Origin of the sequence: Paenibacillus allorhizosphaerae (genome assembly GCF_042659105.1) — a bacterium.
GTDB classification, from domain to species: Bacteria; Bacillota; Bacilli; order Paenibacillales; family NBRC-103111; genus Paenibacillus_G; species Paenibacillus_G allorhizosphaerae.
The window spans coordinates 137,113-154,280 of the sequence record NZ_JBHSRV010000008.1 but is presented as its reverse complement, the minus strand read 5'-3'; the positions used below and the strand labels follow the sequence as shown (position 1 = coordinate 154,280).

Annotated in this window: 13 protein-coding genes and 2 pseudogenes; 11 read left to right on the top strand and 4 right to left on the bottom strand. The window is 51.3% G+C overall.

The window, feature by feature from the left end; genetic code table 11:
- Positions 1–4 precede the first annotated feature (4 nt).
- Positions 5–1,024, bottom strand: coding sequence for an ABC transporter substrate-binding protein (locus tag ACFQI7_RS25525; protein WP_218099789.1), 1,020 nt, complete (start codon positions 1,022–1,024; stop codon positions 5–7).
- Between the two features lie 360 nt (positions 1,025–1,384).
- Here ACFQI7_RS25525 and ACFQI7_RS25520 point away from each other — a divergent pair, with 360 nt between their 5' ends.
- From ACFQI7_RS25520 to ACFQI7_RS25510, 3 genes and pseudogenes are all read left to right on the top strand, one after another.
- The gene (locus ACFQI7_RS25520; protein WP_218099788.1) at positions 1,385–2,161 is read left to right on the top strand and encodes a hypothetical protein; all 777 of its coding nucleotides are present in this window, start codon (positions 1,385–1,387) and stop codon (positions 2,159–2,161) included.
- 3 nt (positions 2,162–2,164) lie between these two features.
- Positions 2,165–3,229 (top strand): annotated as a pseudogene (locus ACFQI7_RS25515) (NAD(P)H-hydrate epimerase); the annotation flags it as partial.
- A 327-nt stretch (positions 3,230–3,556) separates the two neighbouring features.
- A pseudogene (locus ACFQI7_RS25510) lies at positions 3,557–4,024 on the top strand (NAD(P)H-hydrate dehydratase); the annotation flags it as partial.
- 207 nt (positions 4,025–4,231) lie between these two features.
- On the opposite strand, the gene ACFQI7_RS25505 reads toward ACFQI7_RS25510, so the two are convergent.
- Positions 4,232–5,878 carry a stalk domain-containing protein gene (locus ACFQI7_RS25505; RefSeq protein ID WP_218099786.1) on the bottom strand — a complete coding sequence of 549 codons (1,647 nt, stop codon included), beginning with the start codon at positions 5,876–5,878 and terminating at the stop codon, positions 4,232–4,234.
- A 267-nt stretch (positions 5,879–6,145) separates the two neighbouring features.
- Between ACFQI7_RS25505 and ACFQI7_RS25500 the strand changes: the two genes are divergently transcribed.
- The 5 genes from ACFQI7_RS25500 (at position 6,146) to ACFQI7_RS25480 (ending at position 9,931) form a co-directional block, all read left to right on the top strand.
- Positions 6,146–6,952, top strand: coding sequence for a nucleotidyltransferase domain-containing protein (locus ACFQI7_RS25500; RefSeq protein WP_218099785.1), 807 nt, complete (start codon positions 6,146–6,148; stop codon positions 6,950–6,952).
- Between the two features lie 171 nt (positions 6,953–7,123).
- Entirely contained in the window at positions 7,124–7,447 is a 324-nt protein-coding gene (locus ACFQI7_RS25495; protein ID WP_218099784.1) for a hypothetical protein, read from the top strand.
- A gap of 138 nt (positions 7,448–7,585) precedes the next feature.
- Positions 7,586–8,095 carry a metallophosphoesterase gene (locus tag ACFQI7_RS25490; RefSeq protein ID WP_218099783.1) on the top strand — a complete coding sequence of 170 codons (510 nt, stop codon included), beginning with the start codon at positions 7,586–7,588 and terminating at the stop codon, positions 8,093–8,095.
- A gap of 263 nt (positions 8,096–8,358) precedes the next feature.
- The gene (locus ACFQI7_RS25485; protein ID WP_218099782.1) at positions 8,359–8,574 is read left to right on the top strand and encodes a hypothetical protein; all 216 of its coding nucleotides are present in this window, start codon (positions 8,359–8,361) and stop codon (positions 8,572–8,574) included.
- Between the two features lie 223 nt (positions 8,575–8,797).
- Positions 8,798–9,931 carry a response regulator gene (locus ACFQI7_RS25480; protein WP_218099781.1) on the top strand — a complete coding sequence of 378 codons (1,134 nt, stop codon included), beginning with the start codon at positions 8,798–8,800 and terminating at the stop codon, positions 9,929–9,931.
- A 5-nt stretch (positions 9,932–9,936) separates the two neighbouring features.
- Here the strand turns inward: ACFQI7_RS25480 and ACFQI7_RS25475 are convergent, their stop codons facing one another.
- Both ACFQI7_RS25475 and ACFQI7_RS25470 read right to left on the bottom strand, forming a co-directional pair.
- On the bottom strand, positions 9,937–13,029 hold the full coding sequence (locus ACFQI7_RS25475; protein ID WP_218099780.1) for a hybrid sensor histidine kinase/response regulator: 3,093 nt from the start codon (positions 13,027–13,029) through the stop codon (positions 9,937–9,939).
- 40 nt (positions 13,030–13,069) lie between these two features.
- Positions 13,070–13,741, bottom strand: coding sequence for a flagellar brake protein (locus tag ACFQI7_RS25470; RefSeq protein WP_218099779.1), 672 nt, complete (start codon positions 13,739–13,741; stop codon positions 13,070–13,072).
- 194 nt (positions 13,742–13,935) lie between these two features.
- On the opposite strand from ACFQI7_RS25470, the gene ACFQI7_RS25465 reads away from it, so the two are divergent.
- The 3 genes from ACFQI7_RS25465 to ACFQI7_RS25455 all read left to right on the top strand — a co-directional run bounded on the left by ACFQI7_RS25465 (position 13,936) and on the right by ACFQI7_RS25455 (position 17,092).
- Complete coding sequence (locus ACFQI7_RS25465) at positions 13,936–14,970, top strand: HD-GYP domain-containing protein (protein WP_230415057.1); 1,035 nt, start codon at positions 13,936–13,938, stop codon at positions 14,968–14,970.
- A gap of 237 nt (positions 14,971–15,207) precedes the next feature.
- The gene (locus ACFQI7_RS25460) at positions 15,208–16,038 is read left to right on the top strand and encodes an AraC family transcriptional regulator (RefSeq protein ID WP_218099778.1); all 831 of its coding nucleotides are present in this window, start codon (positions 15,208–15,210) and stop codon (positions 16,036–16,038) included.
- Positions 16,039–16,285: 247 nt separating this feature from the next.
- Positions 16,286–17,092: a histidinol-phosphatase gene (locus ACFQI7_RS25455; RefSeq protein ID WP_218099777.1), complete on the top strand. Its 807-nt coding sequence runs from the start codon at positions 16,286–16,288 to the stop codon at positions 17,090–17,092.
- Positions 17,093–17,168: the final 76 nt, after the last annotated feature.

Here is a 17,168-nt window from a genome sequence, read left to right as displayed (position 1 = left end):
CACTTCATCGGAGGTGACGAGCTTTATTACTTCGAACGCCTGCTCCTTGTGCTTGCTTGTTGTGGATATACCCAGCAGGTGCGACACTTCCTTTGAAATTGGGCAGCGTCGTCAAATCCCAATTTACTTCTGTGAGCGGTTTCAGATTGGCTTGGAGGGAGGATGCCCAAATCGGATTCATCGCCGTGAGCCGGTCTTTGGCAAAAGCGGCCGTACCGTAAGAGACTTTGTTATCCGGCCCCAAAAATCCCGGTATCTCATAAAATTGCTTCAACATGGAGAACACCATTTTCCATTGCTCGCTGTCAATGACGGATTTGTTTGTTTTGGCGTCCGCATAATTCAAAGACAGTCCGGACCCGACAAACCAAGGACCAGCCGGATCAATCCCGATATAGGCGTTTTTGTCTTGAGAAGTGGTCAGCTTTTTGGCCAATTCATATACATCGTCCCATGTCATGTTTTCTTTTGGATACGGGACCGCAAACTTATCGAACAGATCTTTGTTGTAGATTAACGCCGCCACGTTTTGAGAAAAAGGAACACCGTACAGCTCCCCCTTGTCTCCGTACATTTTAATGGCGTCCCATTCATAATTCTCAAAACGCCCGGGGTCCAAATTTTTGTTCGTCAAACCGTTCAGGTCGCTTAAAATATCGAAAGGCTTGAACTGCACCAGATTCGGATTGCTCGTATAGATCAGATCGGGGAAGGTGCCGCTGGTTACGAGTTCTTCAATAGAGGTGCCTTTGGCGTTTCTGACGATTTCCAAAGTCATGTACGGAAGCTTCTTTTTAAGCGGTTCATGAAAATATCTTTGAAGTTCTTCGTCGGAAATATCCGCCCCATTGATGTACAAGCTCAGGGTAACAGGACCTTGTTGCGCCGGGCTTTCCGCTTCGTTCGGCTGCTGCTTGCCTTTCCCGATGTTGCCCTGACCGCTGCATCCGGCTAGTGCCAGCATGGCTGCGGTTCCGGTCAACCCGAGTAACGAAGATAACCGATGGATCCGTTTACTTTTCATAAAATACCTCCTCGCAGATTGTGCTAAATGATCTTCCTCTTGAATTTGTTTGGTGCATTACCGGGTGGTTGAATCTCCCATATTTTCACTATAAAAGCAAAGAAAGCGCTTTTCTATTCGGTATGTTGCCTTATTTATCAAGAAATTTGGGTTATTTGTTCTTTTCAAAATGAATCGTATAGCGATGTATAGAATCACTTCGCAACGCTGTGAATTTGAAACGAATGCCCGTGCATTTTATACGATCCGTTGGTCTGTGATAAAATGGGTGATATTTCAATCCCGCTTGCAGGTAAAATGAACGGTTTATGAGAAACAACAGCGAGCGACGGAAATCGTTGCCAAGGAGATGTAAAGAAGATGCTGACTTCCTCCCAAATCAAACGAAAGTTAAAAGAACTGCCACCCCATGAGGTGATCGAGCTGCTGCACGAAACGGTTAAAACCAATAAAGAAGCTCGCGTTTTTATTTCAGTCAAACTGCAAGGAGAACCGGCTTTATTGGAATTGCTCGAAAAATGCAAAGAGCAAATCCGCAAGCAATTTTATCCGGATCGCGGACTTCCAAAGCTCCGGACGGACAAGGTGAAAGAAGCCTTATCCAGTATGGAGATGGCAGGACAAGGAACGGATTGGCCCTTCGAACTGATGGTGTACTTCTGTGAAGTTGCCGTCCGGTACATCCACGAGACGGGGGATATTTTCGAGGATATGGGCGACTTATTGACCGACACGTATGAAGCTGTGATCCAAGCGCTCAATATGGCGAAGACGCCTGAGCTTTATGAGAAGTACCGCGACCGCATGAAAGCGATTGTTGAAACAACCGGCTGCGAATGCTGGGGGATTTGCGATTCATTGGAGGGCTCATATTCTATGCTCAAATGGGCGGAAAACGACATGACACATGTCAAAGTTCCCAAGGCCCCCAACGTCATAGATTTTGCAGCGACAAGTGAATGGCTGAAAATGCCCGATAATATACGGCGGATGTACATAGAAAATGTTTGGTGCGGACAATGTTCGAGTGTGACGGTGATAGAAGAGTTTTCAGTACAGTTGGATAAATACGGTATTGTCCTTCGCGGGAAATGTTCGAAATGCAGTCATAAGGTAGCCCGAGTGATTGAAAAATGAGGAATGAGCAGATTTCAAAAGGCGGATGAAAGGGGAACTTCTATGCATCTCGTTACAGCGGAAGAAATGCGGCGGCTTGACCGGCATACGATCGATACGATCGGACTGCCTGCTCTCGTGCTGATGGAGAACGCCGGTCGGGCGATCGCGGAAGCCGCCCTTGCTTTGAGCGCGCAGCTCGAACTGCGCGGAGGACCGGCGCGCTGGCTCGTGCTCGCCGGCAAAGGCAACAACGGCGGCGACGGCCTGGTGGCCGCGCGCCACTTGTGCGAAGCGGGGGCGGAGACGGCGGTCGTGTACGCCGAGCCGCCGGAGCGGCTGACCGGCGATGCCGCCGTGCAGCGCGATGCGTTGGCTCGCTTCGGTATCGCGGCAAGCGTGTGCGCTCCGGGAGCGATCGACTGGCGCGCGTATGACGGCGTGATCGACGCGCTGCTCGGTACGGGGACGCGAGGCGCACCCCGCGAACCATACGCGTCGCTCATTCGCGAAGCCAACGCGAGCGGCCTGCCGATAGTCGCCGCGGACATCCCGAGCGGACTCGATGCCGACACCGGCGCCGTACACGAACCGTGCATCCGCGCCGATCGCACGGTCGCTCTCGCCTTTCGCAAACGGGGGCTTGCGCTGCACCCTGGCAGGGAGGTAGCCGGCGATGTCAGCGTCGCGCCGATCGGCATTCCCGCCTGGCTTGCGGAAACATACGGCGTGCGAGCGTTCCATCTCGACGAAGCCGCCGTCCGCAAGCGGCTTGGCATCGACCCGTCGCTGCCGCGGCGGACCGACACGCACAAGGGCACGTACGGCCACGTCCTTGTCGCAGCAGGATCGCTGCCTATGGCCGGCGCCGGGCTCTTGTGCGTGCGCGCTGCCTTGCGCGCGGGATGCGGCCTTGCCACTTGGGCGGTGCCCGCGCGTCTAGCGGAGCCGCTGCTCGGCCGCGTGCCGGAGGCGATGCTCGCGCCCCTTGCCGACGGCGGCCGGGGCGATTGGGCCGCCGTGCCGGCCGAGGCGCTAGCGGCGCTTTGCACAGGGCGCAGCGCGCTTGTGCTCGGCCCGGGCCTCGGCCGGTTCGAGGGCGACAGCGCGTGGCTGCGGCGCGTATGGGAGGCGACAGCCGGCGTCGTCCCGCCGGTTGCTGCCGATGCCGGCACCGCTGCGGCTCAAGCCGGCGATACCCCCGGCGCCGCCGCTGCCGCTCACGCCGCTGCTGCCACCACTACCGCTGATGCTGCCTGTGCAGCCTCTGTTGCCGCTCAAGCCGGCGATACCATCGGTGCCGCCGCTATCACTCACGCCGCTGCTGCTACTGCGCGCGCCACCACTGCCGCAGATGCTGCCTCCGCGGCATCCGCTCCCGCTCGCGCCGCCGCCAACCGATCGCCCAAGCCGCTCCCGCTTGTGCTGGATGCGGACGCGCTCAATATGCTAGCCGATGCCGACGACTTCGCCGGCTGGGTGAAGCGTCCTGCCGGTGCACCGGCCGTGCTGACGCCGCATCCGGGCGAGATGGCCCGCCTTCTCCGCTGCACGGTCCCCGAGGTGCAGCGCGACCGGATCGGAGCGGCCCGTTCGTATGCCGAGAAGCACGGCGTTTACGTCGTGCTGAAGGGGGCGGGCACCGTCATTGCTACGCCGGCCGGCATCGCCTATGTGAACTCGACCGGCAACGCCGGGATGGCTACGGGCGGCTCCGGCGACGTGCTGGCCGGCATCATCGGCAGCCTGCTCGCTCAAGGTTGGGATGCCGAGAAGGCGGCCGCTTTCGGCGTCTGGTGGCACGGCAGAGCGGGTGACCGGGCGGCTGAGGCACGGATGACTACGGCATCGCTTATGGCGGGAGATATCGCCGATTATTTGTAAGGGACAACAGCAACTGCATCAAAACAATCCGACACGTCAACGAGTCGGATTGTTTGTATTTCCTATGTTTATGGACTTTGTTCAGCCCAATCGTCATATGCTCCTTGAACGAACTGGAAGCCACAAGTTCGATCCTACCACATAAGCCCACGAATAACGCTTTGCAGCTTTGCCCCGATCAACGCCTGATCCGAAGATGTAACTCTACTATTTCGTGCTTCCGAATTCCATTTTCGCAATCGAAGCTCCGATGCCGGGATCATTCGGGCTGTTGGCACCGCGCGGCTGATCGAAATTGCTGATATACAGCGTGCTTCCGACAAAATGAAGACTGGCCGGGAACTCCAGCGGTCCTTGATTTCCGTTCTGTGCGACCTCCGTCACTTTTCCGTCCAAGCTCACGCGTACGATGGCATTCCGTTCGTTCGCCGCAACGTAAATCGCTCCGTCCGGGCCGAAGTTGAGCCCATCGGCCCCGTACAGCAGCGGGCTTTTCGCGACTCTCTCCCATGCCCCCAAGGAACCGTCCGCGTTCATCGTAAAACGATTCACCTCGCCCGAGCTCGTATTGGCCGCGTACAGTTTGCCGTCTTTGCCGAAAGCGATGCCGTTGACAACGATTTGCTGCTCTTTACGTTCCGCTGCAATGCCGCTCTGATATGTGCTTAATTGCCCGTCCGGCGTTACTTTGTAAATATTGCCGTTTGCGCCTCCACTGACATACAGGTTGCCTTTCGAATCGAAGGTCAGCCCGTTAGCTCCCTGTACACCGCTAACAAATGTCTCTACCCTTGACGTCTCAAAAGGTTCCCCGTTTAGATCCTTAGCATTTACTTTGAAAATAACGCCTTCCTGCCCACCGCTTGCTATGTATAAGTTCCCTGCCGCATCAAAAGCCATCCCGGTCGCCGAACGAGGAAGCTCCGTCAATATGTCCATTTTTCCGCTGTCTGCCATAATTCGGTACAGCTTTTTCGATTCCATCTCGACCGTAAAGACGCGATGCTTTTCGTCGGCAATGACGCCCTCGATGCGCAGACCGGTCGATTTCTCCGGGTCCAAATCTTTCAGAATCGACAAAGAAACGGAATGGAAAGGAATCGTCTGCTTAACTTCCGGCTCGACCGGTTTATGATCATTTCCGACGAGCTGAACCGTGAGTGTATGTTTTCCTGGCTTCACGTCGCGGAATACGACCGGTTCATTTTTAAACACTTTGATCGCGCTTGCCGCATCCAGCTTTTCATTGTCCAGCCACACATGGATATGACCTTCTCCCGCCTTCGGCTCCTTTTGTTGGGCAAAGTCCTTCAAAATATGGTTATATGCGGAGATGGACACCTTGACCTCGCTTCCGGTGACATAGCCGTCAGGCGTAATTCCGTGAACGAGCAATGCGGGCTTCGTGCTTATGCGAGGCTGCATGCTGACGGTCCGTGTTTTGTTCTCGTAGCCGATCTGATAGCCGAATGCTTCAAATACGGTGCGAACGGGAATATATACGCTGCCGCCGATTTCCTGGAGCGGAGTGGCCGAGGTCAGCTCCAGCCCGTTCATTTTGTAGGACAGGGCTCCCGCTTTCATCTCCAGGGTGTTGCCGTCTTTAACCAGCGTTAGCGTCTTCATCCCCGCGCTCCACTTCGCTTCGGCACCCAGCTGCTTGGCCGCAGCTTCATAAGGCGCATACAAGCTGCTGTCGACGAGAAGGCTTTGCTTGGCAAAAGACGTTTCCGTATCGCCGATCAACACCGCCATGTCCGACTTGACGGACTCCGCCGCAGCACCTGCAGCAGCCGAGAACAGCAGGCTGCCGGTCATGATCGAAATGGCTGCCAACCTTTTTTTGTGATTCATGCATGTAACCTCCCATATATTTATTTGTAAGCCTTTTCAATTATTCTCCAGTCATCTTATATTTTCCTTCACTAACAAATAATAACTATATAATTTTTTTTAACAACAAAATGTATATTTTTTCAGCGAAGCTGAACTATTATGTTGGTTCAAGGAAAAGCTACCTCTCGATCAACGAGGCGCCGCGGCGGATTTTGTTCTCGTTGGAGTAAAGCGAGCAAATCGGGTCATAATGGCATGTGACAGCAAGCAAAGGAGGAACGCGGCATGAACAATATTCGGCATCATTTTACAAAGCATTTGCAAGCCGTCGAACAAGAAGAGCATGTACGCATCCTATACGCCTGCGAATCGGGGAGCCGGGCATGGGGCGTCCATTCGGAGGCTAGCGACTACGACGTCAGATTCATCTATATCAGGCCGGTGGAGTGGTATTTGTCAATCTTCGACAAACGCGATGTCATTGAAAGGCCGATCCACAGCGCGATGGATATCAACGGATGGGATTTGAAGAAAGCGCTCCAGTTGATCCGCAAATCGAACCCGTCGCTGCTTGAGTGGCTAGAGTCACCGATCGTTTATATGGAACGCTTTTCGGTCGCCGAGCAAATCCGCAGCATTTCACCATTATTGTTTTCTCCCAAGTCATGCACCTATCATTACTTGCATATGGCAAAAAGGAACTATCGAATTTTTTTGCAGCAAGATCAGGTCCAAATTAAAAAATATTTTTACGTACTGCGCCCCATACTGGCATGTCAATGGATTGAGCAATACCGTACGATGCCACCGTTGGAATTTGGCGTCTTGGTCGAACGCTTAGTGCCGGACGGAAGCGAGCTGAAGAAGGCGATTCAACACTTGCTGGACCGGAAAAAGGACGGAGGAGGGACAACTTACGAACCGAGCATGATTCCGATCCATCGTTTTTTGGAGGAGAAAATAGCCTATTACGATAAAGCCGCAGATGCCATGGAGGCTCGGCAAGAGGAGCAAGATGACCGGCTCGATGCATTGTTTCGTTCCGCGCTGAAGGACGTGTGGCAGACGAATAACCAACCGCTCCAGCCCTAGCGCTGTACAGTGATCGCCTCTGTTTCCGTCCAGCTCCTTGTGACGGCGACCCCCGACCACAGACGGGGAACGTGTTTTGACTTAAGTCCGATGTTTGCTTCGGTTCCGGAGGGTATAATAAACTTATACAAAGGAGCCGATACTAGGGCTGCACATCGGGAGGAAACGAAAATGAGTTTATCGAGATTAATGAAATTCGTAACGGGCGGGCTGGAAGCTTTTCTGGGCATACCTATTCTCGGAGGAGCCTTCATTATATTTACCGGTTACACCGCCCTATGGGTTATGCTCGCACTGCACTTGGTCACATTGCTAATCTGCCATAAAGAACATGCAGGACGGTTCGGCAGCGTAGTCGGAATCGTCACCTCCTTGGTCGGGTTCATTCCGGTCGTAGGCATGATCATGCACATCGTATCCGCCATTGTTCTCATCCTGGGGGCGCTCACGCAGCAGGACAATAACTACCCGAGGCCATACCGCAGAGTCAGGTAATGATACCGATTGACATTGCATAAAAAGATCGCTGAAACGTAAATTTCGGCGATTTTTTGTATGACATGAATCCATCGCAGAGCAGAGCATAGGAAACGATTACAGATCGAACAACGATATAGAACGGAGGTCAGATCGGTGACAAACGTATTCGTAATATCCGATCATCATTTCGGTCATAAGCAAATTATTGATTTTGAATCCCGCCCCTTCGCCGATGTGGATGAAATGAATGCGGCGATGATCGACAAATGGAATGCAGTTGTCGGGAAGGATGACAAGGTTTATCACCTTGGCGACTTTTCGTTTTTGAATCGGGAGAAGACTCAAGCCATCGTAAGCCGGTTGAACGGCTATAAATTTTTAATTATGGGCAATCATGATCGAGGTAGAACGCGAAGTTGGTGGCTTGATGTCGGATTTCATGAAGTGAGCGAATATCCGATCGTGTATAACGGTTTTTATTTTTTATCCCATGAACCGATGTACATGAATAAACATATGCCTTACGTCAATATTCACGGACATATTCACGGTCAAAAGTACGAAGGTGCGCAGTATATTAATGTCAGCGTGGAGCTTTGGAACTATGAGCCGCTCCTCTTTGATACGATAAAAGAAATGCTTGCACCGAACGAGGAACAGTAACGATGGTTAGGAGCTCATAAGAGGCGGCGGCATGGCGGACAAAGGGATTCTCTCAAAACCGACGTTTAATAGATTGATAGATTGGGCACAATAATAACAAGTCCAAATCAATCGGAGGTGAAAGATATGAGAAAGAAATCCAGTGCCAAGAAGCCACTGCTCCCTTCCAAAAATCCAGCCATTATTAACAATCGGTATTGTTTCCTGATGTGGGCAAAAACCGGAAAACCCCAGTATCTGAATAAGCTTCGGGGAGAGCGCGTATGACCACGGTAATGAAGCCGGTTATTCCGCATATCATCGCCGAATCGATCGAAAGCCTGCGGACTAAAGGCTGGTCGGATGAAGACTTCTTTAATTTCCCGCGGTATGACGAAGATTGTCCGGACGCCCGACTCTTATTTCATTTTTTCCGCAATCATCGCGTAACTTTCGCAGCAGCTATCATTAACGGTTATGAAGTCATGAGGGGCGCATAGGCCGTTGAATATTCTCCCGTCCGAACAAGAGGTAATGAAAAACGATGACCCGTAAGATTAGCACTTTGTAATAAAGGGCTTTCTTGCGGGTTATTTATGCTCGCCTGCGGTTCACTTTCTTGTGAAGCGGTATTTTTATTCGCAGCTATGAACAAAAGGGATGAAATTTCCGAAAATATATAGAAACGGTAGTACATCATTACCAACACTTGAGGAGCTGCATATGAAAGTCATACTTATTGACGATGAACGGCTTGCTTTGGATTATTTGGAACACCAGCTGCTGCAAGTGGCCGAAGTCGAAATCATAGGTAAATTTATGGATCCGTTACTGGGACAACAACACGTTTTGCAAGAACAAGCGGATCTCGTCTTTCTGGATATTCATTTGCCTGAGATCAATGGTATTGAACTCGCGGAACAGCTGCTGGAGAAAAAGCCGAATCTGAATATTGTGTTTGTAACGGCTTATGACGAGTATGCGGTCAAAGCTTTTGAATTGAACGCGCTGGATTATGTCGTGAAGCCGGTCGGAACGGAACGTTTGGCCAAAACATTGCAGCGCCTCCAGGGCAATGTGAACTTCCGCGGTGATGCTAAGTTGACGGACAGCCAGTCCATTCGGATGACTGTATTGCAGCATGTATTGATCGAAACGTCCAAAGACCGACTAACTCCCTTGCATTGGCGGACGACCAAGGCGCATGAGCTGTTTTTATTTTTACTCCAACATCGAGGCAGTCTGGTTCGCAAATCCGTGTTGATCGAAACGCTGTGGCCCGATTACGAAACGAACAAAGTGTACGCCCAGTTATATACAAGCATTTATCACATCCGCAAAACGCTGGAGCCGTTCGGCGGGCGGTTTCAAATATCGAATATGACTGACGGGTATATTTTGAATGCTCATGACGTCACGCTGGATGTGGAGGAATGGGAACATAAATTAAAGTCGGCTCCTCCCGTTTCTTTCGAAACGATCGAATATTATCATGAAATCATGCAGCTGTATACCGGCCATTATTTGCGGGAATATGGCTTCTGGTGGGCGGAAAGCGAGCGTCAAAGGCTGAAGACGCTGTGGATGCGCGCTGCATTTCAGATGGCGGAATGGTACGAGTCATGCGGCAAATGGGAAGCGGCAGCCGAAATGTACTTCCAGATCACCGAGCGGCATCCGCTTGCGGAGGAAGCGCATTTTGCATTGATGAACATCTTCGCCGCCACGAATAATCATCTGGCGGTAACCCGTCAGTATCGATTGCTGACGAACGTCCTGCTCGAAGAATTAAACGAGCTGCCGAGTCCCTACATCACCGAATGGTATGACCGCTTGAAGCTAGACAACAAAGGATGAGCTGCTTAATCGCCGCTCATCCTTTGTTTCGGAATCCGAAAAACGATGGTTGTGCCCTGATCGGGGGCGCTATGAACCTCCAATCCTTCTCCGTACAGCTGCTTCAAACGGCGGTCGGTATTACGCAGGCCAATCCCGTGGGAGGTATCCAAAGGCTTGTCCAATATCTGATTTCGCTTTTCTTCTTTCATCCCAATGCCGTCATCGCAGATCGATATTTCCGCGCTATTTGCGTGATCCATAATCCGAATCCGGATCGTCCCGCCTCGGGAGCGTTTCAGAATGCCGTGTCTTACTGCATTTTCCACAAGCGGTTGTATGGACAGCGGCGGCAGTTCAAAGTGAATATCAGGGTCGATTTCCCATTGTACCTGCAGCCGTTCTTCGAAACGTTCCTGCTCGATGAACAAATAAGACCGGACAAGCGCCAGTTCGTGTTCAATCGGAACAAGACGGTAGGAATTATGAATATCGAAGCTTCTTCGCAAATAGTCTCCGAATACTTCCAGCAGCCGCCGCATTTTTACCGTATCCATGGTGCTTAACGCCGCTATGGAGTTTAACGTGTTGAATATAAAATGAGGCTGTATTTGCGCTTGGAGCCACGCGGCTTCCATACGCAGGCGTTCGCCGACGGATTCCTTCAAATCCGTTAGCGCACGCACCCGGGAGCGCAGCTCCCAAGCGTTTACCGGTTTGGTTACGTAATCGTTGGCTCCGGAATGAAAACCGGTATGAACATCCTCCGAGCGGCTTCGCGCCGTCAACAAGAGAACCGGCAGCTCTGAGATCGAGAAGCGTCCCCTTATGACTCGCGTCAATTCGTAGCCTGACATGCGCGGCATCATCACATCCGCAATGACGAGATCATAGTGGCCGGCTTCGAGCTTGGCAATCGCTTCCGGGCCGTTTGCCGCCGTCGTAATATCGTAGTGCGCTTCGCCGAGAATGCCCCTTAATACGTTCAAGTTTACGGTATCGTCGTCTACGGCTAACAGTTTTGGCCGGCTCCGCGCGATTGCAAGCTCCTGACCGGGTTCATCCGCGGGGAAGGATGCCGTTATGTATGCCGTTTGGATATCGCTGCCTTGCAAAGCGGTATCGTGAACGGGTGCGTCAGGCTCGCCGGAATCTCCGGACAAGGGCAGCGTAAAGGTGAAGACGGAGCCTTGTCCCGGGGTCGAGCGAACCTGCAAAGTGCCGTCATGCAGCTCAATAAGCTGTTTGCAAATGCTCAGGCCGAGGCCGAAGCCTCCTCCCGCCCGCGTTGCCGCTACTTCTCCTTGTTCGTACGGTTGAAATATTCGTTCTTGGACATCTTTGTTCATCCCGATTCCGGTATCCGCAATATGAATGTTGGCCATCCCGTCACGGACTTCCGCGCGGATCGCGATCTGTCCTTCGTCTGTAAATTTAACCGCGTTATGCAGCAGATTGAACAATATTTGCACAAGCCGGTTTTCGTCCGCGATCACCGAAGGGAAACCGTCCTCGATATTGAGATGCAGCCGGATAGGTTTGCCGTTGGTCATAAACCGGATCATTTCAAGCACGCCGGCGGCGACCGATTGCACCCGGAGGCTTCTCTTTTGCAGGCGAATGGCGTTATCCTGCAGTCTTGTCACGTCAAGCAGGTCGTCGAGCATTAGCGACATGCGCCGTCCGACGGTGATCAGGGTTTCCAAGCTTTTTTTGTTTTTTTCATTCGGCGGACTCACGGCATCATCCAGGACGGACTGGGCGATATTCACGATCCCGTGAAGCGGATTGCGCAGCTCGTGGGAGGTGTTCGCCAAAAAATCGTCTTTGCGTTTATCCGCCATTCGAAGCTTGTCCGCGAGCTGCTTGGTCTGATCCGTCGCCTGGAAAAACCGGTTGAACCAGAAGGCCGCAAAGCTGAAAAACGCAACCATCAGATCAAACGGATAATACATCAGATCGAGCGTCATGTTGAATTTGACGATACCCCAAATAATATTGAGCGTAATGCTGGCAACGGCAAACAGCAAAAAGAGGACGTCCTTATCTCTTTTTAAAGCGGCGCGCAGCATTTGCGTGATGATAACCATGGATGAAAGCTCGATAATCAGAAGCATCTTCGACAGCGTAGGAACCGTGTACTCGGACGGAGCGGCCAGCACAAACAAAACGTATGCGCCGCAAAAAGCGGCGAACCACCGGTAGGCTCGGCTTGGACTGTGTTCCGAAAACAAATGTCGGATCAACGGCGGCATGGATGCCACGATGCCGATATAAGACAACGCAAGAATCTTCACGGACCATTCGTAATGGAACGGCAATATGCTCCATAACAGCATGTCGTCATCGACCAGTACGCTGATGATCGTGCAGATCACCAATAGGGAAAAGTAAAGCAATACTTTGTTAGCCGCCCCCAATAAATAGAGGATAACGGCATATACGCCATGCATGAAGAGCACGACGCACAACAGCAACTGCATGTCGATCGATAATAACGTCCGGTGAGCGACGGCTTCCGGCGTTCCAAAGTAGACCGGTAACGTAATGCCTAGCTTTCCGTAATGGTTGGAGACTAGAATGACGAGTTCGATCTCACTCCGTTCCGATGTGAACGTAACGGAGTAAGGGACGGTTTTCGGCACATGCTGCTCCTTCTCCTGCGCAGGACGGCCGGAGACGGCCAATAATTTACCGTCTACATATACGGCCGAGGCGGACTTGATGCTGTTCATCCGGATTCTGTACTCCTGCGGGCTGCCGCTGTCGGTTAAAATTCGCAGCCGGTACGTCCCGTAGTGTAAAGAAGATTCGCTCTCTTTTACTGCGTCGCCATTCCATCTGCCCGGAACCTGAACATAGAGCGGATCTTCGCTTGGGAAAACGGGATCTGTGGCTTTGTCCGGAGCTGTCAGCACAAAGCGAGAGGGAAAAAACTCCCATTGTCCGTTCAAGTTAATCGCGCGATCCGCCGGAAGCCCTTGATTGCGCAAATCCAGTATGCCTTTTTCCGCCTGAGGGTGAGGGGGCGTTGTATGAAAGACGGTCCATGCAATCCGGATGCCGATCATTGCAATCAAAAACAACGCCATGACGAGAACCATTTTATACTTTGACATGCTTCGCACCTTGACGTTCGAGAGCACGGCCCTCATATTTTTATTCCAACGAATAGTTTCTCAGCTTGTTGCGCAATTCAATTTGTTTAAAGTTGCAAAATCGAATAATGTCGGAACGTACGGCCTCCTTCACTTCTGTAAATTCCAGAGAGACTTTATATCGTTTGTTCCTGATTTTAACATTATTAATAATTTTTCCTGTAAACGCAATGCTTTTCCGAGAACGGGCGGTGTCTAGTTGGAGCGAGCCCGCTACAAGCTCTCCTTCTTCCAGTTTGTGCGGACACAGGAAAGAGAGCCCTCCGCCGCTCAAGTCGTGCGTAACATAAGTGCCGTACGGTTCTGCCTCTTGATTGTCGGCTGGGAGTGTGCTCAGGCTCACCTCCGTTTCCACAGGAACCCGGAAAAACCGTCTCCGATGCGCTTTTTTTATCGCATCCATGGCAGGCCGAACGACAGCCAGTTTGTTTTTATATAAGCAAATGGTGGAATCGAAGGTGCATAACCCCTGCTGTTGATCATGAAAGTAAACTGTGATCGGAAAGCCGTCGGTTACCGGCATGAACGTATTATTGTTATTTACCGGCCGCTGAATGATGAACAGGTCATTCACATCCGCCATAATTTGCGTCATATATATTTCTTTATCGTAAGTATGCAGTTCGATTAATTGATTGTTCCAAAACTCGACTTTTTTCGCCTGATTGCTCATCGGAAACACTCCTTTTGGACTATGACTATTATATCAACCGATTCTATACATTTTCTGAACAACGGTGCAATGGGATCATGGAATACGTGACATTTCACGGCAGTCGCCGCCTTGTCAAGAAAATGTTTAGAAGGAAATAGTACTATGGTATTAGGACTGGTCATCGTTGTTGATGGGAATAAGGAGGAGAACCATTGAAAAGGCTGAATTCGATTTTACGCCATGCAATCGGAAAAAAATTGAACCGGGATATTTTTAGCGATAGCGGCGTTTTGCTGATACCTAATGCTGCAATCATCAATTATGAGCACACGGCCATTTTAAAGAAGCATGGAATTATGTTAAAAAGTCAAGACGTGGCGGCGATCGGCCCCTATATCAATATGAAACCGTACCCGCATGATCAATCGATCGAGGAAGCCGTTTGGCTAGTCCGCCAAATGTTTGAGGAAGTGCGGAGAACGAAAAAAATTCCTCTTGGGGAGATACGCAATGATGTCATCCCGATGATTCTTGAAGCTGCGGCCGGTAACGACATATTTGGTTTATTCGCAGCGCTCCAGGCGAAGGACGATTACACCTACCGGCATAATGTCGCTGTCGGAGCGATTGCAGCGCTTCTCGGGACGTGGCTCGGACTCGATCACCAGGAGCTCCTGCAGCTATCTACCGCTGCCTTGCTGCATGATGTGGGAAAAATGCTGATTCCGCAAGATATTTTACAAAAACCGGATAAGTTGACGGCGGAAGAGTATGCATGGATGAAAAATCATACGGTGCTGGGCTACGAACTATTGAAGGATACGGTCGGCATCATTCATCGGCAGACGCTGGTCGCTCTCCAGCATCATGAAAGAATGGATGGCAGCGGGTATCCTCTCGGCAACACCGGCAGTCAGATGGATCCGTTCAGCCGCATTGTCGCGGTAGCCGACGTATTCCATGCGATGTCATCGAAGCGGGCGTACCGCGGTCCCTTGCCATTTTACGAAGTGCTGCTGCAAATGGAAAAGGAAGCCTTCGGAGCATTGGACCCCGCCATCACCAAGCGGTTCATCGATAAAATCATGAGCTTCTCCATAGGCAATTCCGTGATGCTCACCGACGGAAGGGAAGGGACGATCCTGATGATCCAGCCGCATGATCCCACGCATCCTCTGGTGCAGGCAGGCGAAGCTTTTATCGATCTTAGTAAAGAGTCGTCGCTTCAGATCAGCCAGATTTTTTAGCGCGGCTGCAACATGCCGGCGTGAACAATACGGGATCGTCACTCCATTTTTTCTAATGAGACAAACCCTTATAAATATCATATCGTACGAAATGGCTGAATCGTTGAATAGACGATTCGTTTTTTTCGCTTCCATCATGCAAATATTTAATTGAATTATTATTTGATATATTTTTTCAACAACCCTATCAGGTACAATAAGACTATCAAGCAAAAGATTGTCACCGGAGGTAGATCCATGTTCCCGAAGAACTACTCGGTCACGCTTAATCCGCGGCCCGATATCGGCGACCTTACCGTGCTATTCGCCGGGCATCAGCGAACGAAGCCTACGCATACCGTAGGCCCAAGAGTGCATGAGTATTACTTGCTGCATTATGTCGTCTCCGGCAGCGGGGAGCTTTACTGTTCCGGGCGGACGCATAAGATCGAGGCAGGGGATTGTTTTTTTATTTTTCCGGGGGAAAAAGTCGTCTACTCCGCCGATCCTGCGAATCCGTGGTTTTACCGTTGGGTCGGTTTTAAAGGCCATTTGGCCGATATTTTGTTAAAGAAAATATCAGTATCTTCGGAGCGGCCAGTCGTCCGGGCCGAACAGCGGCGCAGAACGGCGGCATTTCTATACCGCATACAGACCGTGCTGAATCAGGGGCTTCGGGGCTGCGATCTGGAATCGAGCGGATTATTGCGGATATTGCTTAGTCAGTGGCTGCTTGAGGAAGCCACGGAGAAGCAGATGTTGAGCGCCGAGGCGGATCAAAAAGTGGAGCAAGCGGTCCGGTGGCTATCCTTGCAGTATTCCCAGCCTGTATCGATTGAGCGGTTAGCTCAGTCTTTGGGCTACCACCGCACGTATTTCTCCAAAATATTCAAGCGTCGAACCGGCCTTACTCCGGCAGCCTTCCTGCACAACATTCGGATGGAGCATGCTCAAATCCTGCTATCCCGCATGCTTACCGTTGAAGAGGTAGCTTATTCCGTAGGCTATACGGACGCTTTGTTTTTTTCCAAACAATTCAAAAAATGGAGCGGGCGCACACCTTCGGACTACCGGTCAAGCCGAAAATAACGCATTCACGGATTCCGCAAGCCGTGCGCCTCAAGTTCCGAAAAAGATACAATAATCCATATGCAAGTGGTTTTGCTCCATAGTGAGATATGAAATGGAAGCGCTAAAATAATGTCAAATGCAGTTGTTACCGACCATCTTCTGCTATAAAAGTATGCTGTTGCCTCGTTCTTGGTAAGTGTGAATGGCGATATGGCGGGGAAGCGTCATCTTTTGAAATCTTAAGCTGCGAAAGGAAGCAACGACTATGAAATTCGACTTGCATACGCACCACGATCGGTGCGGTCATGCGGAGAGCGGCATTCGCGATTATATTGAAGCGGCGCTGGGAGCGGGAATGAACGTGATCGGCATTTCGGACCATTCCCCTTATTTCGAAAGCACCGAGGATCATCCGAACCCGCGGACGGCGATGGCGAAGAGCGAGTTTCCGCGATATATCGCTGAGGTTCTCCGGCTGAAGGAGGAATACAAGGACCGAATTGAGGTGCTGCTCGGCTTGGAGACGGACTATTTCCCGGAGCATATGGAACTGCACCGCAAAGTCTACAGTCAGTATCCGTTCGACTACATTATCGGCTCGGTTCATTGGAGCGGAGGCATCAAAATATTTGACCGCAAACGCTGGAAAGGGCTGACGCCCGAACAAATAACGGAACATAAGGATCAATACCTCGACCTGATCCGTCAGTCCGCGGAATGCGGCATGTTCGATGTTATTGGACATATGGACGCGCTGAAGGCCAACTATCCATCGTTATCTCAGGTTCCGTCCAAGGTGCTGGACGAAGTGCTGAAGGTGATTGCGGAACGCCGGATCGCCATAGAAGTCAACACTTCCGGCAAAACGAAAGAATGCGGAGGCTGGTATCCGGCCGACGATATTTTGGAACGGGCGCTGTATTACGGCGTTGGCATTACCTTCGGATCGGATGCGCATCGTCCGGACCGGGTCGGCGACGAATGGGAGCAGGTACGCCTTCGGCTCAAGGAAATCGGGTTCAAAGAGTGGGTATTTTTCCGCCGTCGCCAAAAACAGATTGTAACCCTATAAATTATATGTTCTGACGTTACTCAAGAGCATCGTATTCATTTATTTACCGGCTAACTCAATGTCGAAAGGACGGATC

Excerpts from the sequence above, each read along its gene's own strand:
- ACFQI7_RS25525 (WP_218099789.1), bottom strand. The coding sequence starts at position 1,024 with ATGAAAAGTAAACGGATCCATCGGTTATCTTCGTTACTCGGGTTGACC.
- ACFQI7_RS25520 (WP_218099788.1), top strand. The coding sequence starts at position 1,385 with ATGCTGACTTCCTCCCAAATCAAACGAAAGTTAAAAGAACTGCCACCC.
- ACFQI7_RS25505 (WP_218099786.1), bottom strand. The coding sequence starts at position 5,878 with ATGAATCACAAAAAAAGGTTGGCAGCCATTTCGATCATGACCGGCAGC.
- ACFQI7_RS25500 (WP_218099785.1), top strand. The coding sequence starts at position 6,146 with ATGAACAATATTCGGCATCATTTTACAAAGCATTTGCAAGCCGTCGAA.
- ACFQI7_RS25495 (WP_218099784.1), top strand. The coding sequence starts at position 7,124 with ATGAGTTTATCGAGATTAATGAAATTCGTAACGGGCGGGCTGGAAGCT.
- ACFQI7_RS25485 (WP_218099782.1), top strand. The coding sequence starts at position 8,359 with ATGACCACGGTAATGAAGCCGGTTATTCCGCATATCATCGCCGAATCG.
- ACFQI7_RS25480 (WP_218099781.1), top strand. The coding sequence starts at position 8,798 with ATGAAAGTCATACTTATTGACGATGAACGGCTTGCTTTGGATTATTTG.
- ACFQI7_RS25475 (WP_218099780.1), bottom strand. The coding sequence starts at position 13,029 with ATGTCAAAGTATAAAATGGTTCTCGTCATGGCGTTGTTTTTGATTGCA.
- ACFQI7_RS25470 (WP_218099779.1), bottom strand. The coding sequence starts at position 13,741 with ATGAGCAATCAGGCGAAAAAAGTCGAGTTTTGGAACAATCAATTAATC.
- ACFQI7_RS25460 (WP_218099778.1), top strand. The coding sequence starts at position 15,208 with ATGTTCCCGAAGAACTACTCGGTCACGCTTAATCCGCGGCCCGATATC.
- ACFQI7_RS25455 (WP_218099777.1), top strand. The coding sequence starts at position 16,286 with ATGAAATTCGACTTGCATACGCACCACGATCGGTGCGGTCATGCGGAG.